At 69.6% G+C, this 20,463-nt stretch carries 13 protein-coding genes and 1 tRNA gene; 3 read left to right on the forward strand and 11 right to left on the reverse strand.

Annotated features, from left to right (window positions below):
• Positions 1-37: 37 nt before the first annotated feature.
• Positions 38-679: a hypothetical protein gene (locus TA3x_RS10135; protein ID WP_435020800.1), complete on the reverse strand. Its 642-nt coding sequence runs from the start codon at positions 677-679 to the stop codon at positions 38-40.
• Between the two features lie 458 nt (positions 680-1,137).
• Here TA3x_RS10135 and TA3x_RS10140 point away from each other — a divergent pair, with 458 nt between their 5' ends.
• A complete protein-coding gene (locus TA3x_RS10140) occupies positions 1,138-4,965 on the forward strand; it encodes a hypothetical protein (protein ID WP_435020802.1) in 3,828 nt (1,275 codons plus the stop codon).
• 78 nt (positions 4,966-5,043) lie between these two features.
• Here the strand turns inward: TA3x_RS10140 and TA3x_RS10145 are convergent, their stop codons facing one another.
• The 6 genes from TA3x_RS10145 to TA3x_RS10170 form a co-directional block, all read right to left on the reverse strand.
• On the reverse strand, positions 5,044-6,549 hold the full coding sequence (locus TA3x_RS10145) for a tetratricopeptide repeat protein (RefSeq protein WP_435020803.1): 1,506 nt from the start codon (positions 6,547-6,549) through the stop codon (positions 5,044-5,046).
• A 477-nt stretch (positions 6,550-7,026) separates the two neighbouring features.
• Complete coding sequence (locus tag TA3x_RS10150; protein ID WP_435020805.1) at positions 7,027-7,170, reverse strand: hypothetical protein; 144 nt, start codon at positions 7,168-7,170, stop codon at positions 7,027-7,029.
• 63 nt (positions 7,171-7,233) lie between these two features.
• Positions 7,234-8,025 (reverse strand): hypothetical protein, encoded by a 792-nt coding sequence (locus TA3x_RS10155; RefSeq protein WP_435020807.1) that lies wholly within the window; start codon positions 8,023-8,025, stop codon positions 7,234-7,236.
• A complete protein-coding gene (locus tag TA3x_RS10160) occupies positions 8,022-10,370 on the reverse strand; it encodes a cytochrome-c peroxidase (protein WP_435022335.1) in 2,349 nt (782 codons plus the stop codon). Before TA3x_RS10160 ends, TA3x_RS10155 begins: the two co-directional genes overlap by 4 nt.
• A 52-nt stretch (positions 10,371-10,422) precedes the next feature.
• A complete protein-coding gene (locus TA3x_RS10165) occupies positions 10,423-11,061 on the reverse strand; it encodes an SCO family protein (RefSeq protein ID WP_435020809.1) in 639 nt (212 codons plus the stop codon).
• Complete coding sequence (locus TA3x_RS10170) at positions 11,058-13,385, reverse strand: multicopper oxidase family protein (protein WP_435020811.1); 2,328 nt, start codon at positions 13,383-13,385, stop codon at positions 11,058-11,060. Before TA3x_RS10170 ends, TA3x_RS10165 begins: the two co-directional genes overlap by 4 nt.
• Positions 13,386-13,653: 268 nt before the next feature.
• On the opposite strand from TA3x_RS10170, the gene TA3x_RS10175 reads away from it, so the two are divergent.
• Positions 13,654-13,812: a hypothetical protein gene (locus tag TA3x_RS10175; protein WP_435020813.1), complete on the forward strand. Its 159-nt coding sequence runs from the start codon at positions 13,654-13,656 to the stop codon at positions 13,810-13,812.
• 741 nt (positions 13,813-14,553) lie between these two features.
• On the opposite strand, the gene TA3x_RS10180 is transcribed toward TA3x_RS10175, so the two are convergent.
• Both TA3x_RS10180 and tadA read right to left on the reverse strand, forming a co-directional pair.
• Positions 14,554-14,640, reverse strand: a tRNA-Ser gene (locus TA3x_RS10180).
• Complete coding sequence (tadA, locus tag TA3x_RS10185; RefSeq protein WP_435020815.1) at positions 14,627-15,142, reverse strand: tRNA adenosine(34) deaminase TadA; 516 nt, start codon at positions 15,140-15,142, stop codon at positions 14,627-14,629. The genes TA3x_RS10180 and tadA overlap by 14 nt, the downstream gene beginning before the upstream one ends.
• Positions 15,143-15,309: 167 nt before the next feature.
• On the opposite strand from tadA, the gene TA3x_RS10190 reads away from it, so the two are divergent.
• A complete protein-coding gene (locus TA3x_RS10190) occupies positions 15,310-15,744 on the forward strand; it encodes a hypothetical protein (RefSeq protein ID WP_435020817.1) in 435 nt (144 codons plus the stop codon).
• Position 15,745: 1 nt separating this feature from the next.
• On the opposite strand, the gene TA3x_RS10195 is transcribed toward TA3x_RS10190, so the two are convergent.
• Positions 15,746-19,189, reverse strand: coding sequence for a ComEC/Rec2 family competence protein (locus TA3x_RS10195; protein ID WP_435020819.1), 3,444 nt, complete (start codon positions 19,187-19,189; stop codon positions 15,746-15,748).
• Positions 19,190-19,219: 30 nt separating this feature from the next.
• Positions 19,220-20,377: a glycosyltransferase gene (locus TA3x_RS10200; RefSeq protein WP_435020821.1), complete on the reverse strand. Its 1,158-nt coding sequence runs from the start codon at positions 20,375-20,377 to the stop codon at positions 19,220-19,222.
• Between the last annotated feature and the right edge of the window lie 86 nt (positions 20,378-20,463).

Here is a 20,463-nt window from a genome sequence, read left to right on the forward strand (position 1 = left end):
GGCCCAGGGCCGGGGCTCGCCGATCGGTCGGCCTCGATCAGTGTTTCTTGGTCGAGTTGTGCTTGAACGTATTGATGCCGTTGATGATGGCGACCCGGGCCGCCTCGATCGCATTGTCCTGCGCCAGCGAGTTCAGGGCGATGGCGGTGGGGCTCGCGGTCGGGCTCGGGGTCGCCTGGAAGAGCGCCCTGCCGAGGGTCCCCTTGTCGAAGGGGATCTTGCCGTTGGCGTTCGTCGAGGCGTTGATCTTCTTGGTGATGATGGCCATCGGGTCGGAAGGGTTGTCCCGATCCTTCTTCCCGTAGATGGGCGACTGCTGGAAGTTGTTGCGCAGCTGCTGGGCGAGCAGGTCGACCCGCTGCTGGGTGTACTGATTGATCGCCGCGAGATCGCCCGCCGGGTCGCCCGTGATGGGGTTCGTCGAGGTGGCGCCGATCGGGGCGGTCCGCGCCTGGATCGAGGAGAGATAGACCGCTCGCGTGGCGCCATACTCGCGGATGAAGGCGGAGAACGACGCATTCACCATGGCCACGACCGAGCTGGATTGTCCCCTGGCACCCCGGTCGGACGGGCGGTGGAGCGCCGCGGTCGTCGCGACACCCCCTCCGGCCCCGCTCAGCACCTTGCGTTCCTCCAGCGCCTCCACGAATCCGGGTTGGAAATTCCGGCGAGCTCTCATCGTTCATGACCTCCGTGCGACGTGGGCGAGATGGGGCTCCTCAACTCCTTCAGATCGAGTTGAATCACGCAACCGAATGCGTTGAGGGTGCCCCGGGACGCGACAACTTTATCATGCAGCTTGGAGGCCTCGCCCGATTCTTCGGGTCAAGTCCGCGTCCCCGGATGCCGACGGCGCCGACTCGCGCCGGGGCGGTGGCCGGGGCCCCCGGCCGGGCGTGGAATCACTCGGATTCGCCGCTTTCAAAGGGGGTTTTCGCCGTCCAATTAAGCGTCAAATCATGATATGGCAGTCTAAACGACCTGGTCGGTTGTGAATCTGCCCGCGGCCCTCACCCGGAAGGCCCTCATTCTCGTCATATTCGATAATACCTGGAGAATCGTCGCGAGGGGGCCGATCCTGAATCCCATGTCGTTCGTGGCGGATGACGTGGTCTGTCCATGTGAGGGTCTGGTGTGATGATGAAACGGATCGGGATGACCCTGGCGATTTCCGGGGTATTGGTCGGGCTGTCGCGGATGCCCGCCGATGGCGGGGACATCCTCGGCCACATGCGCGGCGAGCCGGCCCCGCCGACGCTCAGCCAGGTCGCCCGGATGATCGACGAGATCCAGTCCAACATCCTCGACCAGGGCACCGTCGTCGTGAAGCAGCCCGACGTCTGGAGCCAGGCCCGGATGACCAAGTTCCGCCGGGAGTTCGAGGACACCATGAGTCCCGAACTGACGACCTTCACCCGCTACATCTCGGGGAGGATCGCCCGGAGCGACTCGGCATCGCTGAGCAGCCAGACCGCGCTGGGGGCCGCCCTGACGCCGTTCGCCCCGGGATTCACGCCGCAAATCAGCACGCAGGAACAACTCAACTCCGAGCGGACGACGGTGATGGGCCTGGTCACCAAGGATGGCGAGATCGCGACCCCCCCCATCCCGGACGCCTCGAAGGCCCCGGAGGCGACGTTCACCCTGCTGAACCAGGTCGTCAAGGGGACCAAGGACCCGTCCGTGCTGGCCTCCAGCACCGAATTCGGCCTGGAGCCCAACGTCTTCCTCGACCAGAAGGCCGACTATCTGACCCACCTCCAGCGCATCCGCCGGATCAACCTGGGCGACGACAACTCCGACTCCGCCGGTTATGGCCTGTACCTGATGCGAGTGCCCGTCTCGATCCAGCCCGGGGACAAGACTAAGAAAGGGTTTGGCGCCGTCGTCAACATGACCATGCGTCACGACTTCGGGCCGAGATTCCTCCCGGCGACCTACCGCAACCTGGTCATCAATGACGTGATCGATCAGCTCGCCCCGGTCGTCACCGAATCGATCCGGACCGGGACGGCCTACGATTACTGGAACGCGAGGAGGGCCTATCTGGATTTGAAGGGGAAGCTCGCCTCGGCATCGGCCACGCTCGCCCCCGGCACGCCCACGGAATTCGCCGGCATCGAGGCGGAGAGGGAATATCTGGACCGCCTGGCGCCCAGCCGGGAGCGGGAGGAGGCGGGACTCAAGCTGACCGACCTGCTGGAAGCGATGAGGAAGATCAGCAACGTGGCCCAGTCCCTCCCGACCAGCAGGACCGGCTCCCGGACCTACTCCATCGCCCCGAGCGACATCAAGCGGGTCTTCATCGCCCAGAACATCCTGAACCTCGCCTACGACACGCAGCAAGCCCTGGACATGAACTTCCTCGCGTGGCCGGCCACCGCCAAGGTGAAGAGTTCCGACGTCCGCTCGTACCTTCGCCATGAGCTGGAATCGGCCTACGACCTGGTCGAGGGGCGGTGCAAGGATCAGCCCCCGCTGCTCGAGGACGTCGAATATATCGAGGATCTGGCCAACCAGGTCGCCTGCCGCAAGTTCGAGGGGCCGAAGGGGGTCGCCAAGGATTCGGCCGAGGAGCGGAACGAATTCGCCACCCTCTACGAGAGCTTCACGCACCGCCTGCCGGGCAACTTGCGATACCGCTCGATCGGCGTCCTGTCGTGGGCCATCGTCATCGAGGCCGGCCTGCTCAATCGCCAGCTCCGCGAGGACATGAGGCAGACCAAGGGCGTGGACGGCTACGCCTGCCCCGCCGACCTCGACGTGTTCCATTTCTATGTGCCGACCCCGCTGCCCGATGCGGAGGTCGCCTTCCAGGAATACATCAAGGCCCGGTGGCCCATGATCACTTTCTCGCTGGAACCGGTCACCGACCAGCAGAATATCGAGGACGCCTTCACTCGCCGCCGCGACCTCCAGCTGGCCGTGGCCTTCGCCCTCTCGTCGGGCCGGATCAGCTTCCGCCAGGCGATCCAATTCACCCGGCAACTGCAGTACGAGGCCCAGACGATCGCCCTGAACCAGACCGTAGCGGCCTTCGCCCACGGCACCGACACGTTCGGCTGGAGGTTCACCCCCCGATTCCAGACCCCTCCCGAGGAGGGCAACGGTCGGGCGGTCGCCAACCTGCTGCTCCGGGGCGGGCCCGGGCCGAACTACCAGCTCAAGAACAGCAAGATCGAGCCCGGGATGCGCGAGCTGACCGCCGTGGTCGTCATGCCCTCGTTCGTCCGGGGGATGAGGCTGGACGTCGACGGGAACTGGTTCCACCTCCACGACCCCGACGATCGCAAGGTCGACACGAAGCGGACGATCGAGCTGGGACGGCGGATCAACGTGGCCCGACACACCCTGGACGCCGCCTGCATCGACGGCCATTATCGCCCCGACGATGCGGAGCGGCTGAGGAACAAGCTCCATCAGCTCGAAGTGATGCTGCCGATGCAGACCCAGTTCGTGAAGGTCCCCTACGAGAACACGCTCGGGGGCTTCGCCCTGTTCACCCAGGGGGTCTCCGCGCTGGTCCCCGAACTCTCGGGCTTCGAGGGGGTCGAGTTCCTCGACACGACCAGGGCCAACGAGGTCATCGTCTACGGCAAGGATTTCAGCATCTACGAGACGGCCGTCGTGGTCGGAGGCAAGGCCTTGCCCCGCGAGGGGCAGGGCAGGGCCTTCACCACGGACAAGGACAATAACCCGGTGCTGGTCGGCACGGCGCTGAGCCCGCTGAGGACCGCCGACGGCCAGCAAATCCTCCTGACATCCAACGGCGGCCAGATCAACATCCAGGACGAAGGGAGCTACGACATCCTGAGCCGCGAGGTGATGCGGGTCCGCATCCCGCCGAAGGTGGCCAAGGCCGCCCGAAGCGACCGAACCGAGGTGGTCGAGATGTACGTGGCCACGCCCAACGGCATCTCGAATCGGCTGGCCTTCCCGGTGGCGAAGCCGGACGATCCCGCCCCCGCCCCCGCCCCGGTATTCGGCCCCGTCCAGTCGACCGCCTCCTTCGCGTTCATCAACCCGGAAGTCGCCGTCGGGCTGTCGGCCCATCGTGGAGAGAAGACGCTCCTGGTCGATGCGGTCAGGAAATTTCAGACCGGTGCCACGCTCCGCCTCCAGCCCACGGATCCCCAGGCACCCCTCCCCGAATCGGTCAATCTCCGGTTCACCTTTCCGCTGACCGGGAAGACCATCCTGCCGCCGATCGAGGTCGCCAAGGTGCCGCTTCGCGACGGGTCCTACCAGATCGACTCCGACGGGCTGGACGCCCTCGTCAACAAGCTTGTGGGCCTTTATAAAGACGCGGGCGAGTTGATCCCCGGCGAGGTGAAGGCCAGGCAGGTCCAGGTCCAGCCGGTCGTGGGGGGGGACGCCGAACTCTCGGCCGGATCGATGGCCCTGAACGTCCCGGTGTTCGCTTTCGAGTTCGTCATCGGCGCCGCCCCGCCTCCCCCGAGCGAGCCGATCGGGGAGGCCGCGCCCCCCGCCTCGGCGAAGCCTGCCACCCCGACGGCGACCGCCACGGCGACGGCGACCGCCAGCAGGAATCAGGGCACCCCGGGTGCCAACCTCGCCGCCCCGGCCGGCGACCCCCTGGTTCGCAGGGCCTCGACGGCGGCCCCGAGGGAGATCGACCCCGAAGTCCGGCCGGCACAGGTCCCGCCCGTCGACGACCTGGCGCTCCCGCCGCTGCCGGCCGATGGCACGGGCCCGGCCACGCCGGCCCCCGCCATCGCCCCGACGGCGGCCCAGGCCGCACCCGCCGCGGCCCAGAAGCCGGCGACCGCCCAGACCATGATCGTGGTCCCCTCCGGCGGGACCCCCTCGGTCAACGTCTCGGTCCCGATCCGGAACGAACCCGCCACGACGGCCAGGAAGCACCACGGGCTGTTCCGCCGACAGCCCGCCGGCCCCGCCCCGGCGAAGGGGCCGCTCCTGGAACGGATCATGGGCCGGCCATGATTTTGCCCAGGCGTGGGCGGGGAACGATCAACCCGCCCACGCCCCCTGGTCGCAGGTCGCCCCGGACGTCGTCCGGCGTCATCTGGCCCTGGCACTGCTCGCGCGGAAGTCCGCCTGCGGGGGCGTGAGGGTTTCGTAGAGTTGACGCTTGGCAAGCAACTCGGAGTCTTTCGACCCGGGCAGCAAGGTGGCAACTGGTGCGGAATCGGTGGACATGGACATGTCGGACAGATACCCGGTGATCGGATAATAATTTTTGAGGCTGTTTCCGAGATTCTGCGCCAGGAGCTGAATTTTACCCGGGGTGGGGGAACCGGCGAGGTCCGCCGCCTCCACGCGGGCGTCTCGCTGGAACGGGTCGAGACGCAACACGACCTGGAAATCCGCGAGTGCCTTCTCCCGTTGTCCCTGAAGCTGCCGGGCGCGGGCCCGACCCAGGAAAGCTTCGGCGTCACGAGGGTTGATCGCAATCAACGTGTCATAGTCGGCGATGGCCTGGGAATATTTGACCAGGGCCATCGAGGCCCTGGCGTGATTCTTCAGGGCCTGGGCATCACGAGGATTGCCTTTGATCAATTCGACGAAGTCCGCCGCAGCATCGGCGTACTCTTTCCGCTCGAAGTAGAGTTGCGCACGGGCGCGGCGGGCGGTGACGTCTTCGGGATGCCGTTTCAAGACCTCGCTGTAATCACGGATCGCGCCGGCGATGTCCTGTTTCGCAACAAGGAGGGGGGCGCGACCGGCATGGGCCCGGGCCAGGATCTCGGGATGGACACGGCCCGCGCGTGATGCGGAGAGCAGTACGGCGTCGTGCTCCGCCGGCTCAAGGCTCAGGGCGGCGATCTCCGGGCTCTCCTGGGCCTCGACCGAGGCAGGGACGATCACGGCATCGTATTGGGCCAATGCCCCTTCCTGGTCGGGGACAGGCTGGTTCGTCAGGACGACGGCGAGATCCAACCGGGCCAGGTGCAGGCGGTCGCGATGCTCACTCCGACCAGGCTCGGTGTCCGGGATCGCATCGGGTTGGGCCATGAGTTCGATGGCGGTGCGGTAATCGGCCGCCGCCTCGGCATAGCGGGTCCCGTTCGCGTCCAGTCGGGTCCGTGCTCGGCCGAGGAGGACGGTCGCGGTCTTCTGCCCGGACCGGATGACTTCGTCGTAATCCCGGATCGCCCGCGCGAACTCATTCATCTTGAAGTAGGTCACGGCCCGCTCGACGAGGATGTCCTTGCTCTCCGGGAGGAGTTCCATGGCGGTCGTATAATCCGCGGTCGCCCGGGGGAAATACCTGAGCCTGGCGGCCGCCCGCGCCCGCTCGCGGTAGAATTCGCCCCGCGTCGGGTCGAGGCGGATCGCCTCGGTGAGGTCGCCGAATGCCCTCTGATCCTGGGCGACCCTGGACAGGGCCAGCGGTTGATCGCTGCTGGTCTCCCCCTGCTCCTGTGAAAGCCCGCCATAGGCGAGGGCCCGCGCGAAATAGGCCTCGGCGTCGCGGGGATTCTGGCTCAGCACGGCATCGAGATCGGCGATCGCGTCGGATTCCCGACGGTTCGACACCTCGATCAGCGCCCGCGCCCGGCGCAACGAAAGGTCGTAAGGCCTCGATCCCAGCCATTCGCCGAGGGTCCGCAGGGCCTCGTCGCCCGGTAGCACGTCGGATGGTCGCACCTGGATCCGAGCGGGCCCTTCGAGTTGGACCCAGTCGGAAGCGACGTCATTCGGAGACCCGACGCGGTACAGCATCGGCAACGAAGCCGCTGGTGCGAGACCCGAGCCGACCAGGAGAGTCGCCCCCTCCCGGATCGCGACCCATTCGCCGGGGGCCAGCGGCCTGGTTTGCTCCTTCGAGGTGGGTTGGATCGGCGTCTCGATCGCGGGCTGACGGGGGACCGGATCGGCGGCCACGGCCGGGCCGACGGCCGTGAGGATTGGCAGGAGGGCGAGAGTCGCGAGGCGGAAGGTCATGACCGTGCCCATGAAGAGGATGTCTTGCCCGCCGCCCTGTCTCCGAGGGGCCGGCCGGGTTGGTAAATTCGACCCTCCGTGGGTGGCATTCTCTCGTCAATCCGGCTGCCAGCAGGCGAGGACGGCGTCCCACATCAATTCCGACCCTTCGATCCCCAGGGCGCGGGTGGCCGGGGACCATGCGCCGTCGCCGAGGAAAAAGTCTTCAGGTTCCAGGCCCGGGTTGCACCGGACGAACATGAGGATATCACCGTCGGTTTCCGTGTGGAATGGGTCGAGGGCCCTCGCCATGGACGAGTGGACCTACCGGGCGATCTGCCGGGCGTGGAAGTCGGGGAGCCAGCGGTCGATGACGACCAGGCTCAGGGTCGTGTTGCCCCGGGCGGGCGGCGTCCCGCCCGATTCTCGGCGGAGGATTTCCGAGGCGCGGAGCCGGCCGCCGTCGGCGGCCAGGTGCCCCCGGACCACCGCGCCCGAGCGGTCGACGATCCCGCCGACCGCATTGACCACGGTGCAGGCCAGGAACCGGATCGACAGGTCGGGGTCGACCCGGACCATCGCGAAGGCGGCCCCCTGTCCGCCCCCCTCCCGGGTCGCGATCGAGGGTTCGGAGGGCGGATCCGCCTCGCCCAACTTGCCGACGGTCGCCGATCGTCCGGCGCCCACCGGGCCGAGCGGGATCATCCCGCCGATCGCGTGCGTCAGGGCGAAGGCGCCAAGCGCCTGGTCCGGCGCGATCGCGTTGGCTCTCGCCCCGAAATCGTAGATCGCCGCGCCCCGGACGATGGGGATCGAGGCCAGCCCGGTCGGCCTCCCCTCGCCCACGCCATCGGCGATCGCGGCGGTCACCCCGGAGACGGCCTCCAGGCCGTAGAGGGAGCCCCCGGCGAAGCAGATGGCGTTCACCTCGCCGTCGAGCCCCATCACCGTGGCCGGGGCGCCGCCCCGGATATCCACGGTGACGAGCGAGCGGGCGGGCAGGCGGACCACCGTGCAACCGGTCGGGCCGTCGTCGTACTCGGCGCACCCGACGAGGACCCCCGGGAAGTCGAAGGCCATCGGACGCCGCGCGGTCGGGGTGGTCGGCCGGCTCATCGCGACACCTCCGAGGCGATGGCGACGCCGGGCGCGGGGCCGTCCGCCGTCGCCGCCTTCATCGGTGCCCGCCCGTCTCGGCCGACCGCCGGTATCGTGGGTTGCTCCGGGCGGGGGAATGGCAGTTCGGGATGGTCGAACGGGGCCTGCTCCTTCGCGACCCGGGGGTCGGTCAGGGTCCGGAGGAATGCGATGATATCGGCACGATCGGCCGGGCTCATCCCCTCGCGGGTACCCTGATTGGCGCCGAGTTCCCGCATGGCGGGGTTCAGGTGAGGATTGACGGTCTCATCGAAATCGCCGCCCCTCGCATAGAATTCGAGCACGCCTTCCAGGGTCCGATAGGCCCCGTTGTGCATGTAGGGGGCCGTCAGTTCGATGTTGCGGAGGGTCTGGGTGCGGAACGAGGCGTCGGCGACCGCCTTGGCCCCGAAACGCCTCTTGGAGATCGAAAAGCTGAATTTGAGCGGCCCCGGCTCGCGCCCCTGGCCATCGGCCCCCGGCGCGGGGCGGGCATGGGCCTGGAGCTTGGCATTCGGCAGGGCATAGGGGCCTTGCTGGACGGCATCCTTCCCCGTCGGCGACTTCTCCTTGGTGTAGCTCTGCACCAGGGGCAGGATGTTCTCGCGTCGGGGAGAGTCGGGGACGAAGAGTCGGACGCCGCCCGCGACCCCGAAATCGTCGTAGCGGGGCTCATCCGGGGCGGTGTTCTCCCCGAGCAGGCCGATGTTGTAGTAGCCGTTGTCGTAGGGCTCGGTGCGGTTGTTGCGGACGAAGGGGTTGCGCTTCATCCACTCGACGAGTTCGAGCCCCTGGGGGTCGGGGATCTCGTCGGGGGAGTCTTCGGTCTCGGGCTCGATCTCGCGGAAGTCGCCGCGTACCTCCTCGGAGGTCCCCCCGGCGAAGGTGGGCGAGCCGTGGCAGTCGATGCACCCGAACGTGCGGAACTTCTCGAATCCGCGCCAGGCATTCCTCGGATCCTGGGGAGTCCTGGGATCCCTGGTGACGATCGCCGACGCATCGCCTCGGGTGAACCGGTCGAATGGAGCATCGTCGGAAATCAGGGTGCTCTCGTAGAGCATGATCGCCAGGCCGAAGAACAGGCTGAAGTTCGCCTCGATGACCGGGACGTCGGGGATCACGCGATAGCCGGGCTCGAGGGTCGGATCCTGGATCCGCACCGCAACCTTCACGGGCGTGTCCCACCACTCGGGGTCGAATGCCTGGCGGATCAATTCGCGATAGGTCGGACGCAGCCCGGGGCCGTCCCGGTCCGCGTAGGCGGCGAGGGCGGAGTCGTCCGGGGCGACGCGCTGGAGTTCGAGCGCCCGGCGATCCAGGAGTTTCCGGGCGACGTCGACCATGGTGCGGCCGATAGACGCCATCTCGAATTCGTTCTGGATCGGGCCGAGGGCCTGCGACGCCAGCGACGCCCCCTCGATCCGCAGGTATGGGAGCAGGACCGGCTTCCCGCCGAAAACGCGATACCGCCCCAGGGTGTTGAGGGAGTCATCTCCATGCTCCCCGAACGGGTCGTACCCATTGAAGAGGTAGGCGGCGCGGCCGTCGAGGAACTGGCGGTCGAGGAATGCCGCGTTGATCACCGTGGGGGCGTTGCGGGCCGTGACCTGTCGCAAGTCCTCGCCGAACAGGTTGAGCGGCCGCTGCAAGGCGGCCCGATGCTCGGGCGTCAGGGGGGCGGACCTCTCGGTCCCATCGGCGTTCAGTCCGTCGAACCGCCGGAGCATGATCCCCTCCGAACCGACCGACCAGCGCCTTTCCCTGGGGAAGGTGCGGCCGGTCTCGGCGATCTCCGGCTGGTGCTCGCGGGTGATGTCGGCGAGTTGCCTGTCGCGTTCGGGGAACTCGGGGGCAGGGCCCAGGTCGGGCAGCCGTTCGAACGAGTACAGGACGTTGCGGGTCCGCGCATCGGCGCCGGCCCGGAAGTGGCAGGTGGCGCAGGCCGTCCGGTCGTCGCTGCCGAGGCGGACGTCCCAGAACAAGGCCTTGCCCAGCGCGATCGCGGCGGACCGGTCGCGGACGAACTCGCGAAGATTCTCGGCCAGGCGCGGGCCGGACGAGCGGGAGTTGTTCGATCGCCGCTGGTCGCGGAGCGCCTCATGGGCCTCCGCCTTGCGTTTCGCCAGGGCGCTGGTCTTCAACGGGGCGGTGAGGCACTCCTCATCCCCGGGGTCGCCATGGCCGGCCGGACCTGGCGAGCCGGTCGCATCCGGCTGTGGTCCGGTCTCGGCGGCCTGTCGGGGATGATCGGCGGCGATCAGGCCGAGGGCGACCGCGGCGGTCACCGCGACCGACCACGCCGCGACGGCGCGAGGACGATGCACGTTCAAGGGTGGGGGTCCCATCGAGATTGGGGTACGTCCGGGGCCGCTCGTGTCAGGCAGTTCGTCCGGGGCCGCGCAGGATGCGGGCGATCGACCGGATCATCTGGCGTTCGGGGATCCCCACGGGCATCGTCGCCCAGCGGTCGAGCCGATCGTTGCCGAAGGTCAGCATGGCGGCGTGCTGCGAGCGGTCGGCGTCGACCCTGGGATTGGGGTCCCAGTAGCCGAGGGCCCGCCGGAGCGAATCGACATCCCCGGGCTTCCCGGTCAGGAATCGCCATTCGCACAGGCCGGGCTCTTCGGGGGCATTCGCCCGGGCATAGTCGGCGAGGATGCGAGGCGTGTCGTGCGCCGGGTCGAGCGTCACCGAGAGGATCCGGACCTCGGCGCCGGCGACCCGGGTGATCTCGGGGCGGAGCCGGCGCAGCAGCCCGACCGTGGCCGGGCACGAGCCCTGGCATCGGGCATACATGAAGTTGATCAGCACGGGCCGATCCGCCACGAGGTCGGAGTAGAACCGGGCCGCGCGGCCGTCGTGGCCGACCAGGGGCGTGTCGGGCAGTCGGTCCGTCATCCGGGGCTCGGGCGCCTCGCCGGCCTCGCCCCGCGAGGAGCAACCGGCAAGGCCGAGCGCGGTCGGCAGGGCGGCCAACGACAGGGCCGCCCGGCGGGAGAATCGCGGCTCCGTCATGCCTTGCCCCCTTCCTCGGCGCAGGGTTCGGTCCCCAGCGGCTCGCCGAACCATTGCTCGGGCCGGATGGGCAGGGGGCTCTGGCTCCCCTCGTGCCTCGGGTCGATCGTCGCCATCATCCGCATGTCTTCGTGATTCAGGTTGTGGCAATGGAAGACGAACGGGCCGTAGAAGGTGCGGAACCGCATCAGCATCTCGACCGTGAGATTCGGGCCGAGCACGGTGGTGTCGTGCTTGAACCGATCCTCGGGCGGGATCGACCGGACGTCGACCTTGACCACGCCGTCCTCGCCGCCCCGGCTGTGATACTGGCGGATGTGCTGGTGCGACTCCAGGTGGAGGTGGATCGGGTGCCACCAGCCCCCGCTGCGGTTCCTCAAGATCCAACGCTCCAGGCCCCCGTCGGGGCCGTCCAGGCTCGGCACGGCGTCCGCGACCTCCTCGTCGAAGAATCGGTGATTGATCTGCCAGGCCCCTTTGCGCCGCTCGAAGTCGAATTCGCGCACGGGCAGGGCGTCGATCTCCTCGTCGGTCATCTGGCGAGACAGGCGGAAGCGGAGGTCCTCATGCCGGCGCATCTCGATCGTCGGGTCGAACCGGCACGGGTCGTCGACCACGCCGGGCTTGACCTCGATGCGGATCAGTCGGACCACCGCGTAGTCATCCAGGTCATCCTTGCCGCTCCCGTGATCGGGGCCCACTTCGCCGGCCCCGGGCCCGCCGGAGGTCCGCCGCTTCATCAAGGGCGGGTGATCATTGTCGCCGCGGGGATTGGTGCCGTCCTCCTCGTTGTCCCCGTGGCCCGGGCCCCGGCCGTCACGCTGTTCGAGGGTGTTGACGAGGTAGAGCGTCTGCCCGGCGTACTCCTTGAAATCGACGACGATGTCGGCGCGATTGGCCATCCCGAGGAAGATCGAGCGTTGGTCGGGCAGGGGGTTGGGGTAGAGCCAGCTATCCTTGCCGATCCGGCAGAAGGGGATCGCCCGGTCGGGGTCTTCGGGGTCGAGGTGGCTGATCGGTCTCGTGCGATCCGGCTTCGGCGCCTGCCGATCGCCCTCGCCGCGGGCCTCGGATGTGAGGTCGGACTCCCTGCGGAACTCCAGCCGGTACATCCGCGCGAGGGAGGCGTCGAGGAAGCGGAACCGATACTTGCGAGGCTCGACTTCGAGCTTGGGGAACGCGACGCCGTTGCACAGGACGAAGTTGCCCAGGTAGCCGTTGTGATCGAACGGGTCGAAGTGGAGCCGGCCATCCTGGCAGAAGCAGCGATCGGCGAGGGCGATCGGGATGTCCTGGTCGGGGCCGGGCAGCAGCGGGGGAGCCTTGACCGTGCCGTCGGACTCCTTCTCGCCGTGGACCAACCGCTTCTCCAACTCGTCGCTGATGAGCCAGAAGCCGGCGAGCCCCATCAGCGCGTTGTGCGCGGTGATGTCGTTGGCATGGTCGTGATACCACATCGTCGAGGGGGCTTCGGTCATGTCCCACTCGCCCCGGCCCATCGGGTCGGCGCCGGCCCGCTTGGGGACGCCGACCGGATAGTAATAATCGCGGGCCTGCCCCGGGCAGATCAGGAACGCCGGGTGCCCATCCGAATGCGATGGGGTGTGGGCCCCATGCAGGTGGACCGAGAGTTCGGCGTGGAGCCGCTCCGGGTCCTTCTCGTCGTGCAGATCGTCGTGGAATCGCACGACGACCGGGCGGAGCGAGTCGGTGACGAAGGTCGGCCCGGGCACCTGGGCGTCATAGCCCCAGAGGGTCGTCTTGAGGTCACGCTTGGCCCCGCCGATCTTCACGGGGGGGAGGACCTGGGCCCGAAACTCCCGGACGTGGACCTCATAAAATGGGATCGTCGCGTGCACCTCCCAGAATTCTTCGGGGGAGAAATTGCCGACCCGGCCCCAGAACTCCGGGGCGATCCCATGCTCGACCATCCCGACGGGCGGGTCCAGCGGCATCGGAACCCCGCTCCCGTCGGGGTTCGGGCGGAGCGTGTCCACCCTGGGATATCCCTGCTCGCCCAGGGCATGGATCCACACGCGGATGTCCGTCGTGTCGATCCCCTCCGCCTCGACGCGTGCCCTGGCCTTGGCGACGGCCCTCCGGATGTCATCCCGATGGATATATCCGCGAGGCTTGATCCGGTACATCGGCGCCGTCCCGGGGGCCGGCTTGTCGGTGGCGGATCCTCCGACGTCCCCGGGCAATGGCAGGAAACGCTTCCAACGGTCCTCCTCATCGACCTGCCAGGGCTGGATGAATTCGCGAGCCTCGCAGCGGGCGCGATTGCCGCCTTCGGCCCGTGCCGGGTCCGTCGTGCCGGCCATCGTCGCCAAGGCCCCGGCCAATCCTCCCTTCAGGACCGATCGCCGCGATGATCTCGCGTCGGTCGACCTGTCGTGGGCTCGGCCTTGGGACGGATCATTCGTTGCTGATTTCATGGCCTACCGTGTTCGAGTGCGGGGGAACTCGCCAGAATGGCCGGATCCCATGCCGGTTGGAAGATCATGCCGGATCCAAGGGTCAAATGTATCTAAAATATCCCGGTTGATCTCTTGTTGTGTCGGGAAAATTTCGGATTTGATGCGATCTCTCATGCGTTGGCCCGATTTCCGACCCCGGCATCGCGAACGGGACGGGTGTGGCGGCCGGATCGTGATCGCGGCGTGCCGGATGAATGAGGCCAGCAGCTTCGGGCTCCGCCGCAGGCTCGCCAACCCCGCCGTCGCCGCCGCAGGCAACCCCGAAGGGTAAGACTGGCAGGCTAGCGGAGACATCGACGCACTGCCGAGCATCATCGACGGCAGGAGCGACTCGGAGGGGGAAGCTCAATTCCGAAAGCAGGAGTCGGCGGACGATGATCTGGATGAAGGATTGGAAGGCCCGGTCGATGGTGCGACCTCGATGATCCGGCCTAGACTATGGCCCGTGGATCCTCACACCCTCGACTGATGGGCAGCGGGAGGACTTCGAGGCGGCCTCTCCCGGAAGGCCGCACGCCGACACTGGGCCGCCGAATGTGGCCACGTCGTCCCTCGGCGTCTCGGGTCTCGGGGGCCGTCGGGTGCGGCCGGCTTCGCTGGGAGCGAGGCGCGGAGAGCGTCGAGGACTTCCCCGAGGTCGGGAAGCTTTCCCAGTCGGCCCGCGGCACTCCACCCCGCCTCCGGCATGGCGAAGGACGCGGCTCGCAGGCCGCGACGATGCTCCCGCCTCGGCTGCGAATGACGACGGCCGAGAGCAGGGCTGTTCGTGCCCGAGGCCGTCCGCCGGCCCCGGATTGTGATGTGGAATCACCCGGCTAGGGGTGCCCCGGGTGCCGGCGGAGCATACGCCTTCCCAGAGACCTACCGTGCAGCCTGCATGGGTCCGCATGGGGTGCCATGCGACAATCGGGGGCCGATGGATGCCGGTTTCGCCCCTGCCGTGGAAATGCCGCGAGCCGCGTCGGGGACGCGGCTCGCGGGGCAATCGGCTTGTTTCAAGGCACTTGGGAAGCGGAGGAGGTGGGATTCGAACCCACGGTGAGCTTGCACCCACACCGGTTTTCGAGACCGGCCCTTTCGGCCACTCAGGCACCCCTCCGAGGCGGATCGACGTCGGGATTGCGACGATCCTGGAAGAACCGGGACAGCAGGTCTCCGCATTCTTCCGCGAGCAAGCCGTCCGACACCGACACGCGATGATTCATGCGAGGATCATCGGCGAGGCGATAGAGGCTCCGGCACGCTCCCGCTTTCCAGTCCGGGGCGCCATAGACGAGCCGGGTGATCCGGCCCAGGACGATGGCGCCCGCACACATGGAGCACGGCTCGAGTGTAACATACATCGTGCAGCCGTCAAGACGCCAGGATCCCAGGATTTGCCCGGCCCGGGCGAGGGCCAGGCGTTCGGCGTGGGCCGTGGGGTCGTGGAGGGTTTCGCGGAGGTTGTGGGCCTCGGCCACGACCCGGCCCCCGGAGGCGATCACGGCGCCGACGGGCACCTCGCCGAGCCTGGCGGCCTCGGCGGCCTGGGCCAGGGCGCGGCGCATCATCAGGAGGTCGGTGGCCTCGTCCTGGGGGGCTCGGGGCGGGGTCGGTGCCATGCGGGGGGGATCGCTCGGGACGGAGGGTTACGACTCGGGGGGCTCGTCCGGTATAAGGGAAGCGATGCGGGGCGGGCAAGGCCGGGCCGGCGGGGTGGGCCCGGATCCGGCCCGATCGGGCCTCGGGGCCGGGCCTGGGGCATCGTTTGTCGGGGGGATGATCGGGGATGCCGTACTACGAAGATCGGGGAATTCGCTTCGCCTATCCGGCCGACTGGCAGACGGAAGTCGCCGAGGATGGGCCGAGGACGACGATCACGGTCCAGTCGCCCGGGGGCCTGGCCTTCGCCCTGGTCACGATCGACGAGACCGGGGCGGAGCCGGAGGAACTGATCGCCGAGGCCATGGACGCCCTGCGCGAGGAGTATCCGACCCTGGACGAATCCCCGGCGGCCGACACCCTGGCCGGGCATCGGGCGATCGGCCGGGACATCGAGTTCATCAGCCTGGACCTGACCAACGCCTGCCTGATCCGGGGCGTCCGCACCCCGCGTCGGACCCTGTTCCTGCTCGGCCAGTGGGCGGAGATCGACGCCGAGGAGGACCCGGAGGCGATCATCGACGACCTGTTCCGGTCGATCGAGGAGACCGACGACGATTGATTCAGGAAGGAGTCGGCCCGATCGCCGATTCCAGGAAGGCCCCGACCTCGTCCAGCAGGGCCGGCCCGCCCATCGTGACGGCGTCGCCGTGGCCGGCCCCCGGGACGATCAGGATCCGGGCGGGGTTGGGGAAGGCCGACGCCAGCCGGCGGGCCTCGGACTCCGGGACCAGCCGATCGGCTGACCCGTGGATGATCAGGACCGGCACGCCGACGCCCGGTGCGAGGTCGATCGGCCGGGGCCGATCCAGCCGGACCCCGGCCAGCATCCGGGCGCGGAGCAGGAGAAGGGGGGCCAGGACGCCGGGCACCCTGAGCCGGCGCAAGGTGATCCGCACGGCCGAGGCGAGGTCGCGGTAGGGGGCCTCCAGGACCAGGGCGGCGATCCGGGGGTCGGTGGCCGCGGCCTTCAGGGCGGTGGCGGCCCCCATCGATCGGCCCCACGCGGCGAACCGGGGCGACGGCCCCGACAGGGGCGTGAGGGCGTCGATCCAGGCGCGGAGGTCGTCGGCCTCGCGGCCCCCGAACGAGATCCGCGTGCCCCCGCTCGCCCCCGAGGCGCGGGCGTCCAGGACGGCCACGTTCCAGCCCAGCCGGACCATCTCGTCCACCCGGCCGAGCAGGGACGCCCGGCTCTCGGCGAGCCCGTGCAGGAGCAGGGCGGTGCGGCCCCGGGCCTCGGGATCGGGGAACCACCCCCCGGCCAGCCGGACGCCGTCCGGCGCCGTGGCTTCGATCGGGATCGCCTCGGGGAGGCCGCCGGGGGCGGGCGGGGCCGGGGCGCCCAGGCGGCGGCCGGGCATGACCAGGGACCAGGCCCCCCACTCGACCGCCGTCACGATGAGGAACAGGGCCAGGCCCAGGGCGATCCCCGGGATGACTGTGATCGCCGCGTTGAGCATGGATGCGCGGATCCGCGAGGAAAAGGTCGGGTCGATTGAGGAGGCGGGAGGATCGAGGAAGCCGCGGGCCACCAGGCCGCCCGGTTCCCACCGGAGCCGGATCGCTCCCCGCTCCCAGGTGCGGAGCAGGGGGAACCGTCCGGCCTCGGCGATCGGCGCGAGCGGGTCGCGGGTGCCGGCGGCCGGGGGCCTTTGGCTGACGACCACCAGCCCGGGATCGGCCCAGGCGTAGAGCGTCGGTGGGTTGGCGGTCCGCCCTCCGTGGTGGGGGGCGAGCAGGGCGTCGAGCGGCGCGATCGGGCGGGCCATCAGGTCGGAGAGGCCGTCGCGTTCCAGGTCGCCGGTCAGGAGGAGGCGCCGGCCCAGCGATTCGACCTCCAGGACGACGCTGCGGGCGTTGTCGGTCGAGTCGTCCCGGGCCTCGCGGGGCGGGTGGAGGACGCCGATGCGGAGGCCGCCCCGGTCGAGCCGGTTGCCCGCGACGACCTCCCCCAGCGGCACGCCCCGGAGGCGGACATCGTCCAGCAGGCGTTTCGCCCCGGGGTTCTTTGGCCCTTCGAAGCCGGGCGGGACGAGCACCTCGGCCACGGGGAAGCGGTCGAGCAGGTCGGGCAGGCCGTTGTAGTGGTCGGCATCGGGATGGGTCAGGACGATCGCGTCGAGCGAGCGGACGCCCCGGGACCAAAGGGCGGGGGCGATGATCCTCCGGCCGGCGTGGGGGTCGCCCATCTTGCCGCAGTCGTAGAGGATGGCCCGGCCTTCGGCCGATCGGACCAGCACCGACAGGCCATGTCCGACCGCGAAGACCTCGGCCTCGGCGGCCCCGGGCCGGGCCGGGATCAGCGGCGCGAACGCCAGGGCGGCGCCCCAGGTCAGGGCGGCGCCCCAGGCCCACCGGGCCCGGCGTCCCCCGAACGTCCCGGCCGCCACGGCCAGGCCTAGCAACCCATAGAACACGGCCACCGACGCCCAGCCGGGCCCCGGCACGAAGGCATGCCCCCACGGGACGCCCATGCCCCAGCGGACGATCCGCTCGGTCAGGCGGAGCGAGAGGCCGCAGAGCCAGGCGGAGGGGATGGCCAGCGGGGCCCAGATTGCCGCCAACGCCAGGGTGAGCCCGGCCAGCAGCAGCGCCAGCGAGGTCAGGGGGATCAGGGGGATATTGATCGGGATCCCGATCGGCGCGATCAGGTGGAACCGCAGGGCGACCAGGGGCCAGGCGGCCAGCCAGACCGCCGCCGAGAGCCGGACCCCGGCGCGGAGCCCCACCCAGCCGGTCCGCCCGAGCATCCGCCACCACGGTTCCAACTGGCGTTCGAGCGAGTCGAGGGGGCTCAGCACGGGCCGGTCCCAGGCCAGGATGCCGGGCACGCACCAGAGGATGGCCGCGACCGCCAGGAACGAGAGCTGGCAGCCGACGTCGAACAGGTTGGCCGGGTTCAGCAGCAGGGTGGCCAGCAGGGCGCCGGCCAGGAGGTTCGCCGGGCGGGTGCGGCGGTCGCACCAGCCGGCCAGGCAGACGCCGACGGTCATCGCCGCCGACCGGGCGACCGAGGGGGCCGGGCCGACCAGGATCGCATAGGCGACCGTCCCCAGCGCCACCGTGGCGAAGGCCCCCCGGCGGCCCATCCCCAGCAGCCGGACCCCGATGGCCAGCACGGCGGCCAGAACCTGGAGGTGGAGCCCGGAGATCGCCAGCAGGTGCGTGGTCCCGGTCCGGGCGAAGGCGTCGTTGACGTCCGGGTCCACCGCCTCGCGGCGGCCGAGCAGGAGGGCCGAGGCCAGCGGGGCCACGCCCGGGTCGAGCCGATCGGAGAGGGTCCGGGCGCTCCATGACCGAACGGCGTTGAGCCGGCGCGTCGTCGGCCAGGGCTCGCCCCGGGGGTCGTCCCAGATCGCCCCCGGCTCGTCGACCGCGAGGCGGAGCCGGATGCCCCGGGCCCGGAGCATCGGGCGTGGGTCGAACTCGCCCGGGTTGGGCGGCCCCTGGATCGCGCCCAGGGTGCCTGCCGCCTCGACCGGCCGTCCCGCCTCCAGGTCGGAGCGGTCGCCGGCGATCCAGGCCTGGACCCGGCCCGAGGCCGGATGCCAGCCCCGGCCATCGTTCCAGCCGGTGACCGCGATCACGGCCCGGGTGGAGCCCCGATCGTCGGGCCGGTCGCCGCCGCCCGGCCGATAGGCGGCCGGCTCGTCCAGCACGCCGCGGATCCAGGCCGGCCTCCGATCGTCGGCCGTCCAGACGCCCCGGGCCAGGTCGTCGGGCTCCAGGTCGGTCCAGCATCGGTGGTGCCAGGAGCCCCCCAGAGCGACGAAGGCGGCCGCGATCGCCCAGGACGACGCCCGGGGCCGGCGCCAGGCCGCCCCGGCGAGTGCCGCCCCGGCCAGGGCCAGCGCGGCCCAGGCGGCCGTCGCCCAGGGGTCCAGGAAGCGGTCGATGACGATCCCCGCGGACATCGCCGCCGCGATCGGGGCCAACGGGGCCACCCGGACCCTGCGGGGCGGGCGGGACTTGGCGTCGTCCTGGGTCTCGGACTCGATCGGCATCGGGGCCCCGTTCCCGCGCGACGGCCCGGGTCAGGGCCACATGCGACGGCGGAAGACGACGAATTGAGTGGCCAGGTAGTTGAAGGACATGCCGGCGGCGACCCCGATCGTCGCGGCGACCTGGATGGGCGGGGCCCAGCGGGATCGCGCGACCAGCGAGGTCACGGCGAAGTTCACCACGGCCCCGAAGAACGAGGCCAGGGCGAAGCTGCCGAATTGCCGGAAGAACGGGCCGCTGCGGGGGTAGGCGAAGGAGAAGCGGCGATGGAGCAGGAAATTGGTCACCAGGCTGATGGTGATCCCGCACGCCACGGCGGCGTTGTTGCCGAAGCCCATCGCCACCATCAGGGTGATGACCGACAGGTTCACGATCAGGCCGCTCAGCCCCACCGCCGCGAACTGGGCCGCCGTGCTGGCGGACGAGAACTTGTAGGCGTAGAGCCGCAGGAGGTGCTGGAGGTAGCGGATCTGCTCCTTCAACGACAGCTTGCTCTGGCCGAACCGGCGGTCGATGAACTGGATCGGCACCTCGCCCACGTTCTCCAGCCCGCACTTGACGATCAGTTCCAGCCCGATCTTGTAGCCGATCGGGTTGAGGTAGGGGGCCTTCTCCAGCTCGGCGCGGCGGAAGGCGAAGAAGCCGGCCATCGGGTCGCGGGCCGCGGTCAGGGGCCGGGCCAGCAGGGTGGCCACCTGGCTGTTGAGCCAGCGGAAGAAGCCCCACTCGTCGTCGGTGCTGCCCCCAGGGACGTAGCGCGACCCGATCACGAATTGCTGGCCGGAGGCCAGGGCCAGGATCATGTCGGGGATCTTCTCGGGCGGGTGGCTCAGGTCGGCGTCCATGACCACGACCACCGGATGCCGGGCCAGGCGGAGGCCGTCGATGACCGCCGGGCTGAGGCCGCGCGGGCCGTCCCGGACGACGATCCGGGCCCAGTCGTGGCCGGAGTCCCGGATGAGTTCGACGCTGCCGTCGTTGCTCTGGTCGTCCATCACGATCAGCTCGAGGTCGAGCCCGTACCGATCGCGGAGCCGGGCGACCCGCTCCAGCAGGTAGGGGAGGCTCTCGGCTTCCTTGTAGGTCGGCACGACGATCGAGACCGGCGTCAGGACCCGGATCTCGGCGAGATGCTCGGTCGATTCGAGAGGGGCCCCGATCGTCCCGTTGGCTGCGTGATCATCGGACATGATGGGAAGTACCGGGTCCAGGCAAGACCTCGGCGGAGGGGGGGCGGCGTCGTGGCCGCCCTTCCGCCGAGATCGGGTCGGGCTGC

Origin of the sequence: Tundrisphaera macrotermitis, from assembly GCF_051175315.1 — a bacterium.
GTDB lineage: Bacteria > Planctomycetota > Planctomycetia > Isosphaerales > Isosphaeraceae > Tundrisphaera.